The organism is Leifsonia sp. ZF2019, from assembly GCF_019924635.1.
In the GTDB taxonomy this organism is placed as follows: domain Bacteria; phylum Actinomycetota; class Actinomycetes; order Actinomycetales; family Microbacteriaceae; genus Leifsonia.
Genome location: NZ_CP065037.1, coordinates 139,361 through 152,392 on the forward strand (window position 1 = coordinate 139,361; position 13,032 = coordinate 152,392).

16 protein-coding genes are annotated in these 13,032 nt (G+C 70.8%); 10 read left to right on the forward strand and 6 right to left on the reverse strand.

The features are described 5' to 3' along the window. The first annotated feature begins 15 nt into the window (after positions 1-15). The 9 genes from IT072_RS00745 (at position 16) to hemL (ending at position 7,157) form a co-directional block, all read left to right on the forward strand. Entirely contained in the window at positions 16-321 is a 306-nt protein-coding gene (locus IT072_RS00745) for a hypothetical protein (protein ID WP_223358897.1), read from the forward strand. 28 nt (positions 322-349) lie between these two features. Continuing rightward, entirely contained in the window at positions 350-760 is a 411-nt protein-coding gene (locus IT072_RS00750) for a phage holin family protein (RefSeq protein WP_223358898.1), read from the forward strand. Further along, positions 750-965 (forward strand): DUF3618 domain-containing protein, encoded by a 216-nt coding sequence (locus IT072_RS00755; RefSeq protein ID WP_223358899.1) that lies wholly within the window; start codon positions 750-752, stop codon positions 963-965. The genes IT072_RS00750 and IT072_RS00755 overlap by 11 nt, the downstream gene beginning before the upstream one ends. A gap of 55 nt (positions 966-1,020) precedes the next feature. Next, entirely contained in the window at positions 1,021-1,752 is a 732-nt protein-coding gene (gene hemQ, locus IT072_RS00760) for a hydrogen peroxide-dependent heme synthase (protein ID WP_223358900.1), read from the forward strand. Then, a complete protein-coding gene (locus IT072_RS00765) occupies positions 1,749-2,927 on the forward strand; it encodes a ferrochelatase (RefSeq protein ID WP_223358901.1) in 1,179 nt (392 codons plus the stop codon). The genes hemQ and IT072_RS00765 overlap by 4 nt, the downstream gene beginning before the upstream one ends. Then, positions 2,924-3,925: a hydroxymethylbilane synthase gene (gene hemC / locus IT072_RS00770; protein ID WP_223358902.1), complete on the forward strand. Its 1,002-nt coding sequence runs from the start codon at positions 2,924-2,926 to the stop codon at positions 3,923-3,925. The genes IT072_RS00765 and hemC overlap by 4 nt, the downstream gene beginning before the upstream one ends. Beyond that, a complete protein-coding gene (locus tag IT072_RS00775; protein ID WP_223358903.1) occupies positions 3,922-4,713 on the forward strand; it encodes a uroporphyrinogen-III synthase in 792 nt (263 codons plus the stop codon). The genes hemC and IT072_RS00775 overlap by 4 nt, the downstream gene beginning before the upstream one ends. 126 nt (positions 4,714-4,839) lie before the next feature. Further along, positions 4,840-5,811 (forward strand): porphobilinogen synthase, encoded by a 972-nt coding sequence (hemB, locus tag IT072_RS00780; RefSeq protein WP_223361033.1) that lies wholly within the window; start codon positions 4,840-4,842, stop codon positions 5,809-5,811. Then, entirely contained in the window at positions 5,808-7,157 is a 1,350-nt protein-coding gene (gene hemL / locus IT072_RS00785; RefSeq protein ID WP_223358904.1) for a glutamate-1-semialdehyde 2,1-aminomutase, read from the forward strand. The genes hemB and hemL overlap by 4 nt, the downstream gene beginning before the upstream one ends. 25 nt (positions 7,158-7,182) lie before the next feature. Here hemL and IT072_RS00790 read toward each other — a convergent pair whose 3' ends face one another. The 5 genes from IT072_RS00790 to IT072_RS00810 form a co-directional block, all read right to left on the reverse strand. Continuing rightward, positions 7,183-7,413 carry a hypothetical protein gene (locus IT072_RS00790; protein ID WP_223358905.1) on the reverse strand — a complete coding sequence of 77 codons (231 nt, stop codon included), beginning with the start codon at positions 7,411-7,413 and terminating at the stop codon, positions 7,183-7,185. A gap of 28 nt (positions 7,414-7,441) precedes the next feature. Then, the gene (locus tag IT072_RS00795; RefSeq protein WP_223358906.1) at positions 7,442-8,698 is read right to left on the reverse strand and encodes a sugar ABC transporter permease; all 1,257 of its coding nucleotides are present in this window, start codon (positions 8,696-8,698) and stop codon (positions 7,442-7,444) included. Next, a complete protein-coding gene (locus IT072_RS00800) occupies positions 8,695-9,537 on the reverse strand; it encodes an ATP-binding cassette domain-containing protein (protein WP_223361034.1) in 843 nt (280 codons plus the stop codon). The genes IT072_RS00795 and IT072_RS00800 overlap by 4 nt, the downstream gene beginning before the upstream one ends. A 112-nt stretch (positions 9,538-9,649) precedes the next feature. Beyond that, positions 9,650-10,762, reverse strand: coding sequence for an ABC transporter substrate-binding protein (locus IT072_RS00805; RefSeq protein WP_223358907.1), 1,113 nt, complete (start codon positions 10,760-10,762; stop codon positions 9,650-9,652). A gap of 147 nt (positions 10,763-10,909) precedes the next feature. Beyond that, on the reverse strand, positions 10,910-12,091 hold the full coding sequence (locus IT072_RS00810) for an ROK family transcriptional regulator (RefSeq protein WP_223358908.1): 1,182 nt from the start codon (positions 12,089-12,091) through the stop codon (positions 10,910-10,912). Positions 12,092-12,206: 115 nt separating this feature from the next. Here IT072_RS00810 and IT072_RS00815 point away from each other — a divergent pair, with 115 nt between their 5' ends. Next, positions 12,207-12,593 carry a hypothetical protein gene (locus IT072_RS00815; protein WP_223358909.1) on the forward strand — a complete coding sequence of 129 codons (387 nt, stop codon included), beginning with the start codon at positions 12,207-12,209 and terminating at the stop codon, positions 12,591-12,593. Between the two features lie 42 nt (positions 12,594-12,635). Here the strand turns inward: IT072_RS00815 and IT072_RS00820 are convergent, their stop codons facing one another. Then, positions 12,636-13,025 (reverse strand): DUF1304 domain-containing protein, encoded by a 390-nt coding sequence (locus tag IT072_RS00820; protein ID WP_223358910.1) that lies wholly within the window; start codon positions 13,023-13,025, stop codon positions 12,636-12,638. Positions 13,026-13,032: the final 7 nt, after the last annotated feature.

A 13,032-nucleotide genomic window follows, 5' to 3' on the forward strand; every position in this document is an offset into this window, starting at 1 on the left:
AGCAGAGGGAGCCACATGCGCGGAAAGATTCTCTTCGTCACGGGTGCGGCCGTGGGCTACGTGCTCGGCACGCGCGCCGGCCGCAAGCGCTACGAGCAGATGAAGTCGGCCGCGACCAAGGTCTGGGAGTCTCCTGGCGTGCAGAAGCAGGTGCACGCCGTGGAGGACTTCGTGGCCGAGAAGGTCGGGGAGTTCCCGGAGACGGTGTTCGTCACCGTGAAGAAGTTCGTCGTCCGCGCCAATGAGCGCCGCCGCGAGGCGCGGGAGACCTACCCTTCGCCCGCCGCGGAGGCCGCGCTGCGGGCCGAACGGGACGCTTGAGAGCGGCGACCGGAAGGGAGTGAGCGGAATGACCGATCGGGAGCGCGCCCGCGCGAAGTCCCTCGTCGAGCTGATCTCCGACCTGCCCCGGCTGGTGATCGAGCTGGGGAAGGCCGAACTCGCGCACCTCAAGGCGGAGTTCGCCGCGAAGGCGAAGTATGCCGGCGTCGGCATAGGCCTGTTCGTGGTCGCCGCCGCGTTCCTGTTCTTCGCGCTCGGAGTGCTCGTCGCCGCAGCGGTGCTGGGTCTCGCCGTGGTGCTTCCGGGATGGGCGGCCGCACTCATCGTGTTCGGGGCCCTGCTGATCCTGGCGGCGCTCCTCGCGCTCATCGGCGTCGGGTCGTTCAAAAGGATCGGCGGCGTCGCGCCGCAGAAGACCATCGACAGCATCAAGGAAGACGCGGACGCTCTGAAAGGGCTGGGCAAGTATGACAACTGACCGCAGCGACGTCGACCGCGCCCGCGCCGAGCTGGCGGCGACCCTCGACGCCATCGAGTACAAGCTGAACGCCCCGAAGCGGGCGACCGAGCGGGTGAAGCGCATGGCCGCCGACAACCCCCTCGCCTTCGCCGGTGTCGCCGCGGGGGTGGCCGCCGCGATCGGCGGCGTCGTCTGGGGCGTCGTGCGCCTCACCCGGCGCTGACGATCCTCCCGGGCCGCGTTTTGGCCTTCACAGGAATGAGAGGGAGACTGTGGGTATGAGTACCCCGGCTGCCGTTCCGGCAGAGTCGACCGCACCCGAAGAAACCAGCGACACTCCGACCGGATTCGCCCTCTGGGCGGTTCTCCGGCGCGACCCCGCCCGCCCCGACGACCTCGACGGCACCGACGTGCCGAAGGCCGTGTCGGAGCTCGAAGGCGTGATCGCCGATCTCACCCTGCAGGGCGTCACCACCCGCGGGCTCTACGACGTCTCCGGCCTCCGCGCCGACGCGGACATCATGATCTGGCTGCATGGCCCCGAGGCCGAGGGCCTGCAGTGGGCGTTGCGCCAGTTGCGCCGCACACAGCTCTTCAAGGCGCTCCTCCCGACGTGGAACGCGATGGGTGTGCACCGCGACGCCGAGTTCAACAAGGCCCACGTCCCCGGCTTCCTCCGCGGCAAGGAGCCCAAGGGGTGGCTCTGCGTCTACCCCTTCGTGCGCAGCTACGAGTGGTACCTGCTCCCCGACGAGGAGCGCGGCCGGATGCTCTCGGAGCACGGCCGCAAGGGCGCCGCGTTCCGCACGGTGCTGGCCAACACGGTCGCCTCCTTCGCCCTCGGCGACTACGAGTGGATCCTCCCGCTCGAGTCCGACGAGCTGGTCGACCTCGTCGATCTGATGCGCGACCTGCGTCAGACCGACGCCCGCCTGCATGTCCGCGAGGAAGTGCCGTTCTTCACCGGCCGCCGCGTCGAGCCGGCCGAGGTCGTGGAGGTGCTCCAGTGACCGCGGAGACCACAGCGCGCGTCATCGGGGCGACGCCGGCGGCCGCCTCCGGCCCCAAGCACGTCACCGAGCCCGTCGCGTACGACGCCATCCTGCTTGCCGGGTTCGGCGGACCGGAGGGGCAGGACGACGTCATTCCGTTCCTCCGCAACGTCACCCGCGGTCGCGGCATCCCGGAGGAGCGCCTGGAGGAGGTCGCGCACCACTACCGCCACTTCGGCGGCGTGAGCCCGATCAACGACCAGAACCGCGAGCTCAAGGCGGCGCTGGAGGCGGAGCTCGCCGCGCGGGGCATCGACCTGCCGGTGCTGTGGGGCAACCGCAACTGGGACCCGTACCTCGAGGACGCCCTGAAAGAGGCGCAGGAGCAGGGCTTCACGAAGCTGATCGCCATCGCCACCAGCGCGTACTCCTCCTATTCCAGCTGCCGGCAGTACCGCGAGGACTTCGCCCGCGTGCTGGAGGAGACCGGGCTCGAGGGCACCATCCAGATCGACAAGGTGCGCCAGTTCTTCGACCACCCCGGCTTCGTCGAGCCGTTCATCGAGGGCGTCAAGAACGCGGTCGCGGAGGTGCAGGAGAAGGTCCCCGGCATCGATCCGGCGACCGAGATCCGCATCCTCTACTCGACCCACTCCATCCCCTCGACCGATGCCGCCAAGTCCGGGCCGGCCGAGCGCGGCTTCGGCGAGGGAGGCGCCTACGCGGCTCAGCACCTCGCCGTCGCGGAGGTCGTGTCGCAGGCCGCGACCGGCGGCGTCATCGGCTGGGACCTGGTCTACCAGTCCCGTTCCGGCCCGCCGTCGATGCCGTGGCTCGAGCCCGACATCAACGACCGCATCGGCGAGCTGCCCGCGACGGGCGTCAAGGCCGTCATCATCGTCCCGCTCGGTTTCGTGAGCGATCACATGGAGGTGCTCTGGGACCTCGACAACGAGGCCATGGAGTCCAGCGAGGAGAACGGCCTCGTCGCCGTCCGGGTGCCGACTCCCGGCACCCATGCGAAGTATGTGAAGGGCCTCGTCGACCTGGTGCTCGAGCGGCGTGACGGCGTCCCGGTCGATCAGCGACCGGCGATGACCGACCTCGGTCCCTGGTACGACGTGTGCCGACCCGGCTGCTGCGAGAACGTGCGCCTCGGCTTCAAACCCGCCGCCGCGGGGCTCGCGCCGTGACCGGCGCCGTGCGCCGTGCCGAGGGGCCGGCCGAGCGTCGCGAGGGCGTGCTGCGCGTGGGGACACGCGGCAGTGCGCTCGCGGTCGCGCAGACGACGGCGGTCGCCGAGGCGATCGCCCGCGCGACCGGTCTGGACGTCGAGCTGGTCACGATCACGACGCACGGCGACACGTCGCGCGAGTCCCTCTCCGAGCTGGGCGGCACCGGCGTCTTCGCCACCGCGCTCCGGGAGGCTCTGCTCGCCGACGAGTGCGACCTGCTGGTCCACTCCCTGAAAGACCTCCCGACCGCGGCGGCCCCGGGGCTCGTGATCGGCGCCGTGCCCAAGCGCGCGGATGCCCGCGACACGCTCTGCGCCCGCGACGGCCTCTCCTTCGACGACCTGCCGGAGGGCGCGCGGATCGGCACCGGTTCCCCGCGCCGCGTCGCTCAGCTGAAGGCGTCCCGGCCCGACCTCGACATCGTCGACATCCGCGGCAACGTGGACACCCGGCTCGGTCGCGTCGCCGATGGCGACCTCGACGCCGTCGTGCTCGCCGCCGCCGGATTGGGCCGGCTGGGCCGCCTCGACGCCGTCACCGACTACTTCGCGCTCTCGCAGATGCCGACCGCCCCCGGGCAGGGTGCGCTCGCTCTCGAGGTGCGAGCAGGCGACGAGAAGGGGCGCGGACCGATCGCCCGCGCGCTCCACGCCGTCGACCACGTCACGACGCACGCCGTCGTCACCGCCGAGCGCGCCGTGCTCGCCGGACTGCAGGCCGGGTGCGCCGCACCGATCGGGGCGACCGCCCTGGTCGACGACGGCCTGCTCTTCCTCACCGCCTCGGTCTACCGTCCCGACGGCACCGAGCGGATCACCGCGTCCCATGCCGCGACCCCTGACTCCCTGAGCGCCGCCCACCTCGACGAGGCCGCACGCGACGTCGGGGAGCGTGTGGTCTCCGAACTGCTCGGCGCGGGGGCCGCCGACCTGGCTCCGCTGGGGAGTACCCGATGACTCAGCCGTCCGCCGCCCCGAAGCCGCTCTCCGGCTGGCGCGTCCTCGTCCCGCGCGGCGGCCCTTGGGGTGACTCGGTCGCGGCCGATCTGCGCTCCAAAGGCGCCTCCCCGGTCGTCGCCGCCATGATCAACTTCGCCCCCACGGCGGACGCCCCGGCGCTGGAGCGCGCGCTGGAGCGGCTCGCCGCCGGCGATTTCGACTGGATGACGGTCACCAGCGCGACGACGGTGGACGTGCTCAGCGCCCAGCGCGCCGTCGTTCCCCCGAGCACACGCGTGGCCGCGGTCGGCGAGACCACCGCGGCGGCGCTCGCGGCGGCCGGCTACAAAGTCGACCTCGTGCCGTCGGAGGACAACTCCGCCCGCGGCCTTCTCGAGGAGTGGGAGGCGGCCACGCAGGGCGCGGTGCCGCTGCGCATCCTGACTCTCCGCTCCGAGATCGCGAAGCCGTTGCTGACCGAGGGCCTGCGGCGCATCGGTCACGATGTGGAGTCGGTCGTCGCCTACCGCACCGTCGGCGTCTCGGTCCCGGAGGCCGTGGTGTCGGATGTGCATGACGGGCTGGTGCAGGCCATCCTCGTGACCAGCGGCTCCGTCGCCGAGCAGGTCCAGCTCCAGCTCGGGCCGATTCCCGAGACGACCCTCGTCGCCGCGATCGGTCCGCAGACCGCCCGGGACGCCCGGGCCTTCGGCCTGCGCGTCGACGTGATCGCCGCCGAGCGCACGGCGTCCTCCCTGATCGACGCCGTCGCCGAGGTCGCCCGCGCCCGCTCCCGCGCCTCCTGACCTCTCCACATCTGGACCGGATCGCCGTTCCGGCGCCGCGAAAGCCGACTTCTGGACCGAATCGGCACGTGCCGGAGCCGGGTAGGCGCCCAGCAACGCAGGCGTAGGCTTGGGCGAGTGAGTGAGCTGCATCCCGTCATCCGCCCGCGTCGCCTCCGGCAGAGTCCGGCCCTCCGCCGTCTGACCGCGGAGACGCGGCTCCACCCGGCCGAGCTGATCCTCCCGATGTTCGTGCGCGAGGGCACCGCCGAGCCGCTGCCGATCGCGTCGATGCCGGGGGTGCAGCAGCACAGCATCGACTCGCTCAAGCGCGCGGCCGTGCAGGCGGCCGAGGCCGGCGTCGGCGGCGTGATGCTGTTCGGTGTGCCGGAGACGCGGGATGCGGTGGGCAGCGCCGCGACGGACCCCGACGGCATCCTGAACGTCGCCACCCGTGCGCTGGTCTCCGAGGTCGGCGACGCGCTCGTGGTGCAGACGGACCTGTGCCTCGACGAGTTCACCGACCACGGGCACTGCGGCGTGCTCGACGACGCCGGCCATGTGGACAACGACGCGACGCTGGAGCGGTACCGCGACATGGCCATCACCCAGGCGGAGGCCGGTTCTCAGCTGCTCGGGCTCTCCGGAATGATGGACGGCCAGGTCGGGGCGGTGCGCGACGCGCTCGACGCGGCCGGCCGCCACGACGTCGTGCTGCTCGCCTACGCGGCGAAGTACGCCTCCGCTTTCTACGGGCCGTTCCGTGAGGCTGTCGACTCGCAGCTCTCCGGCGACCGCCGCGCCTACCAGCAGGACCCGGCCAACCGCCGCGAGGGACTCCGGGAGGCGCGCCTCGATCTCGACGAGGGCGCCGACATCCTCATGGTCAAGCCGGCCCTGAGCTATCTCGACGTGCTCAGCGATGTGGCCGCGATCAGCGACGTGCCGGTCTGGGCTTACCAGGTGTCGGGCGAGTACGCGATGGTGGAGGCCGCGGCCGCGCACGGCTGGATCGACCGTCGCCGCATCGTCGAGGAGACCCTGATCGGCGCCCGCCGGGCCGGAGCCGATGCGATCATGACCTATTGGGCGACCGAGGTGGCGGGGTGGCTGCGATGAGCGACGTGCAGGGCAGCGACGTGCAGGGTCTGGCCGACGGCGCCGCTCTCGGCGACGTCAATCTCGCGCAGTTCGAGCGCGCGCAGCGTGTCATCCCCGGCGGCGTCAACTCGCCGGTACGGGCATTCCGTTCCGTCGGCGGGACGCCGCGCTTCATGGTGTCGGCCCGCGGTCCCTACATCACCGATGCCCAGGGGCGCGAGTACGTCGACCTCGTCGCGTCGTGGGGGCCGGCCATCCTGGGTCACGCGCATCCCGCCGTGGTCGCCGCTGTGCAGCAGGCCGCGGCTCACGGCCTGTCGTTCGGCGCATCCACGCCGGCCGAGACCGAGCTGGCGGAGGCCGTGCTCGGGCGCGTGCCGTTCATCGAGAAGCTGCGGCTGGTCTCCACCGGCACCGAGGCGACCATGACCGCCATCCGGCTCGCCCGGGGCTTCACCGGCCGACCGCTGCTGATCAAATTCGCCGGGCACTATCACGGCCACTCCGACAGCCTCCTCGCGGAGGCCGGCTCCGGCCTCGCGACGCTGTCGCTCCCTGGTTCGGCGGGCGTCACCGAGGCGACGGCCGCGCAGACTCTGGTGCTCCCGTACAACGACCTGGACGCCGTGCGCGCCGCCTTCGAAGCCAACGGCCCGGACATCGCCGCTGTCATCACGGAGGCCGCGGCCGCCAACATGGGCGTCGTCCCGCCGGACCCGGGCTTCAACGCCGCCCTCGTCGACCTCGCCCATGAGTTCGGCGCCCTGCTCATCCTGGACGAAGTGCTTACCGGGTTCCGTGTGAGCGAGGCCGGATTCTGGGGTCTGGACCGCGGCTACACGCCCGATCTCGTCACCTTCGGCAAGGTCGTCGGCGGCGGAATGCCGTTGGCCGCGCTCGGCGGTCGCGCTGAGCTGATGGACTTCCTCGCCCCCACCGGCCCCGTCTACCAGGCGGGCACGCTCTCCGGCAATCCGGTCGCCGTCGCCGCCGGGCTCGCGACTCTCGCGCACGCGGACGAGGCCGTCTACGACAGGCTCGACGTCGTCGCCGAGACCGTCTCCGCAGCCGTCTCCGCCGCGCTCGCCGCCGAGGGCGTCGCCCACCGCGTGCAGCGCGCGGGCAGCCTGTTCAGCTTCGTCTTCGGTGAATTCGCGACGGCTCCGCGCACGTACGCCGAGGTGCAGACCCAGGAGGCGTTCCGCTATCGCGCCTTCTTCCACGCCATGCTCGACGCGGGTGTCTCGCTCCCGCCGAGCGTCTTCGAGGCGTGGTTCGTCACGGCCGCGCACGACGACGAGGCGATCGGCCGCATCCTGGAAGCACTCCCCGGTGCCGCCCGTGCGGCGGCGGCAGCGGTCTGAACTGACCGGCGGGGCGTGTTCCGGCTCAGTCGTCCGCCGCCGACCGCGCCGGTGACAACGTCTGCACGAAGCTGTAGGTCGCCGTCGCGGGCCAGCCGTCCGCGTCGAGCAGGGCGTAGATGTCGTACATGCCGCCTGCGGACGCCCGTCGGCGCAGCGTGCGCGGCGGCGCGTCCGAGGGGGCGCGCTCCGTCACCGTGCGCGGTGCCTCGCCTTCACGCAGAAGGCGGGCGCGGAAGGTGGTGGTGCGGGTCACCCGACCACCTTCTCACACCCGCCCCTGCTCAGGCTTGGCCGTGCGACGCCCTCGACCGGCGCGACAGCGAGTCGATGATGACCGCCAGGAGCAGCACGGCGCCCGTGATCATGAACCGGTAGGACGAGTCGAGGTTCATGAGGGTCAGGCCGTTCGAGATCGACTGGATGACCAGGATGCCGAGGAGCGCGGACCAGGCGGAGCCGCGCCCGCCGAAGAGGCTCGTGCCGCCGATGACCGCCGCGGCGATCGCGTTGAGGTTGGTGTCCGTGCCGCCGGAGCCGGCGCCCACGGAGGCGAGCCGGGCGGCCGCGAGCAGACCACCGACGGCGGCGAAGGTGGAGCAGAGGATGAACACGCTGATGAACACGCGGTTGACCTTGATGCCGGCTCGGCGAGCCGCCTCGACGGAGCCGCCGACCGCGAAGACCGAGCGGCCCCACTTGGTGCGGGTGAGAAAGAAGTTCATCACGATCACGAGCACCACGAAGAAGAGGAACATCGCTCCCGTGCCGCGGTCGGTCGAGAGGTACCAGACGGCGATGCAGAGACCGATGAGGAGCAGACCGGCCTTGAGTGCGACGGCGGCCGTCGAACCTTCCGAGAGCCCCGCGTTCCGGCGGCGCACGTTGCTGCGCCAGTCGGAGACGAACATCCCGCCGGCCGCGATCACCGCCAGCGCGTAGGCGGCCCACGGCGGCAGGAACGTCTGCTGGGCGAACTGCACGATCCACGAGTCGTAGGGGATGTTGATCGAGCTGTTGGCGCCGAGGATCCACAGTTGCACGCCGAGGAAGCCGAGGAGGCCGGCGAGCGTGATGACGAAGCTCGGCACGCCGAAGCGGGTGAAGAGCAGGCCGTAGACGTACCCGATCACCGCGCCCGCGAGGATCGCCACGATGACGGTCGCCCACAGCGGCCAGTGGAGCTGGGTGAAGCCGACGCCGAGGATGGCGGCGGAGACACCGCTCACGGAGCCGACCGAGAGGTCGATCTGGCCCAGCAGCAGCACGAGCACGATGCCGATCGAGATGGTCCCGATCGCCGCGCACTGCAGCGTGAGGTTCACCAGGTTGTTGGCGCTGAGGAAGTTGGGGTTGAGCACCTGGAAGACGACCCAGATCACGACGAGGCCGATGACGACCGGCAGCGATCCGAGGTCGCCGCCGCGCACCCGGCGGCCGAAGCCGCGCAGCGCGCCGCCGAGGCCCTCCTCCCGGATGAGGCGCTCGTCCTGCAGGTCGGCCGCGACCTCCGCGGGGGTCTCCGCTGTTGCCTTGCTCATGCGTCGGCCTTCCCTTCGCTGCTGCCGGTGGTCTCGACCGTGCTCTCGCCGGCGCGACCCGCCCGGCGGCTCACGACGTTGTCGGTGGCGCCGGTGATGGCCGAGATGATCTCCTCGTAGCTGACGTCGGCCACGTGGAATTCGCCGTTGTTGCGGCCGAGGCGGAGGACCGCGACCCGGTCGGCCACGGCCTGCACGTCGGCCATGTTGTGGCTGATGAGGAGCACGCCGAGCCCGCGCTCGCGCAGCCGCTCGATGAGGTTGAGCACCTCGGCGGTCTGCGCGACGCCGAGGGCGGCGGTCGGCTCGTCGAGGATGACGACGCGCGGGTCGCCGATCAGCGAGCGGGCGATCGCGACGGTCTGGCGCTGGCCGCCGGAGAGCGACGCGACCGCGATCCGGACGGAGGGGATGCGCGCCGACAGCTGGCGGAGGAGGCTCCACGACCGCTTCTCCATCTCCTCCTCGTCGAGCGTGCCGTGGGTGATCTCGCGCCCCAGGAAGAGGTTCGAGACGACGTCGAGGTTGTCGCACAGTGCGAGGTCCTGGAAGACGGTGGCGATCCCCAGCTCGCGCGATGCGGCGGGCGACGGGATGGTCACATCCTGCCCGTCGAAGGTGATGGTGCCCGAATCCTGCGGGTGCACGCCCGCGAGGATCTTCACGAGCGTGGACTTGCCGGCGCCGTTGTCGCCGACGAGGGCGACGACCTCGCCCGGGTAGACGTCGAGATGGATGTCGGTGAGCGCCTGAACGGCGCCGAAGCCTTTCGAGACGCCGCTCAGCGAGAGTACGGGCCGGCGCTCGGTCCGCTCCTCCTCGGCGATCGCGGATTCCATGGTCACGGCGTTCTCTCCTTCGAGGTGAGCTGGTGGTTCGGGTCCATCGTAGGGCGGGTGCACGCGGCCCTCCAGGTGCGGTGGCGCATCTGGAGGGCCGCGCTGCCAGGTGTTACTTGATGCCGTACTTGTCGCACGCCGCCTTGTAGTCCGCCGTGCAGATCTTCGCAGCGGAGTCCGCTCCGTAGAACTCGTCCTTGACGACGGTGCTCTCGATGTTGTCGGTCGTCACGGCGACCGGCTTGAGCAGGAACGAGGCGATCTTCGCGCCGCCCGCGGTGTCGACGCTCGTGTCGCCGGCAGGCTTCTGCCCCTTGGTGAGCGCGATCGCGAGCTCGGCCGCCTTCTCAGCCTCCGGCTGGATGGCCTTGTACACGGTCATGTACTGGTCGCCGGCGAGGATGCGCTGGATGCCGGCGAGCTCGGCGTCTTGACCGGTGACCGGCGGGATCGGGGAGACGTTGGCCGCCTTGAGTGCGGCGATCGCGCCGCCGCCCGTTCCGTCGTTGGCCGCGTAGATCGCCGTGATCTGGCTGCCGAACTGCGTGATCTGGCCCGACACCCAGTTCTGGGCCTGTGCCGGGTCCCATCCTGGTGTGTCGTACTCGGCGAGCACCTTGTAGCCGCTGGTGTCGATCACGCTGTGCGCGCCCTTCTTGAACAGGGTCGCGTTGTTGTCGGTGGGCGAGCCGTTGACCATCAGGATGCCGCTGCCTGCCGCGACGCCGTCCTTCTTCAGCTTGTCGACCAGCGCGGTGGCCTGCAGCTTGCCGACCTCCTCGTTGTCGAACGAGATGTAGTAGTCGACGTCCTTGCTGTTGATCAGGCGGTCGTAGGAGATGACCGGGATGTTCTTGGCCTTCGCCTCGCCGACGATGGAGGCGGCGGCCTCGCCGTCGAACGGGTCGAGGACGAGCACCTTGACGCCCTGGGTCAGCATGGACTCCGCCTGCTGCTGCTGCTTGCTGGCGTCGCCGTCTGCGTTCGCGTAGAGCACCTTGCAGTCGGGGCAGAGGTCTTTGATCTTCGCTTCGAAGAAGGGCTTGTCGGCCGCCTCGTAGCGGGCGGTCACGGAGTCGGGGAGGAGAAGGCCGATCTGGGCCTTCGAGGCGTCGGCGGTGGAGGAGCCCCCGCTGCCGGAGCCGTTCGAACAGGCTGTGAGACTGAGTGCGGTGAGGAGGACCGCGGCCGACGCGATCAGTCCTCTCTTGGTGGCGATCTTCATTGAAAAACCTCCGGTTCGAGCCCGCCGTCCTTGGCGGCTGGGTTGAGTGTGTCAGGTGCACGTCTTGGCGTCAATACTTGAATCCAACGCATTCGATAACGGTTCGTCACGTTCGGGGGGCAACGGGGGACAGCGCGGTCGGAGGGGTCAGTTCGACGCGCTCTGAGGCGTCAGCGAGACCCGGTCGACGGCGTACGCGACCGCGCCGAGGGTAGCCGCCCGCGTGCCGAGCTGCCCCTGCACGATGTCGGGCATCAGCTCCTCGCCCACGATGATGGACCGCTCGACGGCGTGCCGCATCGGACCGAGCAGGAGCTCGCCGGCGCGGGCCAGCTCGCCGCCCACCACGACGCGCTCCGGGTCGAGCAGATTGCAGAGGTTCGCCGTGGCCACGCCGATGTGCTTGCCGGCGTCGGCGATGGCGCGGATGCAGCGCGCGTCCCCCGCCATCGCCTGCAGCACGACGTCGCCCAGCTTGAGGCTGCCGAGGTGGTCGCGCAGCTCGTCCAGGATGGCCGGACCCCCGGCGATCGCCTCCAGGCAGCCGCGGTTGCCGCACCGGCAGAGCGGTCCGTTCTCGCGGATCGTCGTGTGGCCGAACTCCCCGGCGGTGCCGTTGTTGCCGCGGAACAGCTGGCCGTTCAGGAGGAGGCCCGCGCCGATCCCGTCGCCCACGTCGAGCGTGATGGAGTTGCGCTTGCCGCGCCCTGCGCCGAACCGGGACTCGGCCAGGGCGGTGAGGTTGGCCGCGTTGTCGACGAACACCGGCCGCTTCACCCGGCGCTCCAGCGCGTCCGCGAGGACCACGCCGTCCCAGCCGCGCATGATCCCGCTGCGGGCGATGGTCCCGCTCGCGCGGTCGAGCGGGGCGGGCAGGGCGATGCCGATCGCGAGCACCTCGTCACGGGAGGCCTCGACCGAGTCGAGCATGTCGCTCAGCAGCATCGAGACTTTGTCGAGCTCGTTGTCCGCCCGGTGGTCGCGGGCGAGCGGCATGTGGTTCTCGGCCACGACCGTGTGCGCGACGTCGGCCAGCGCGACGCGCAGGTGCCGGGTGGAGAAATGGACGCCGACGACGAGCCCGAGCGCGTGCGCCAGCGTGACGTGCTGGGCGCGCCGGCCGCTGCGGATGCTCTGCGTCGTGTGCAGCACGCCGGAGGTCGAGAGCTCCTTCACGATGTTCGACACCGTGGCGGGCGAGAGGCCCGTCGCGCCGGCCAGCTCGACCTGGGTCAGGCCGCCGTGCTTCTTGATGGCGTCGACGATTCGAGCTCGGTTGGCTTCACGAAGTGAAGTCTGCGAGCCCGGAGTCCGTCTCTGGGTGGCCACGACGAGAAGGATACATGCCCCGCCGAGGGAGCGACCCGTCGTGCACAACCCAAGGGTTATGGCTTTGTGAGGTTCGGCACTGCCACGGGCTCCGGGGTGTTGGCAGGATAGACGTATGGCCGATCTGCACGTTCACCCCGACCGCTTGGAGATCCATCTCACGCGGGCGGAGAAGGTGCTCGCCCTCAAGCGGGACGACCTGGTCATCCCGCGCGACAGCATCCGGTCGGTCGCCATCACCGAGGATCCGTGGATCTGGATCCGCGGCATCCGCGCTCCGGGTGCCGCTGTCCCGCTGACACTCTCCGTCGGCACGTGGAAGTTCCACGGCGGTCAGGACTTCCTGCTGATCAAGGGCAAGCAGCGCGCGGCCGTGGTGATCGACCTCGACGGCGAGGAGTATTCGCGCGTCATCGTCTCGACGCCGCACGCGGCGAAGCTCGTCGAGACCCTGCGCATCGACGTCGCCGACATCCCCGCCGAGGGCGAGATCATCGAGTAGGTCCGCCTGCTCGGCGGCCCGCCGGCTCCGCCGGACGCCAGCTCAGCCTGCTTGGGCGACGACGAACAGCACCAGCCCGACGAGCGGCGGGATGCCCTGCACCAGCGCGGCCGTGGGCGTTCGACCCCCGACGGTCAGTTGCACCACCGCGGCGAGCACCATGCAGGTGCAGGTGAAGAAGATCAGCCCGAACCCCACGTGGTGCAGGGTCGTCCAGTAGAGCACCAGGCCGACGATCGCGCCGCCCGCGAGGAAGAGATTGTAGAAGCCCTGCGTGTAGGCGAGCGGGCGCCCGACATCCGCGTCCCGCTGGCTCGCGACGCCGTAGCGCCGCCAGACGCCCGGTGACGACCACGCGATCGTCTGCGAACCGAACACGGCGAGGTGCACCACCGCCGCGAAGGCGACGAAGACGGACGCGACGATGGCCATGCCGGGA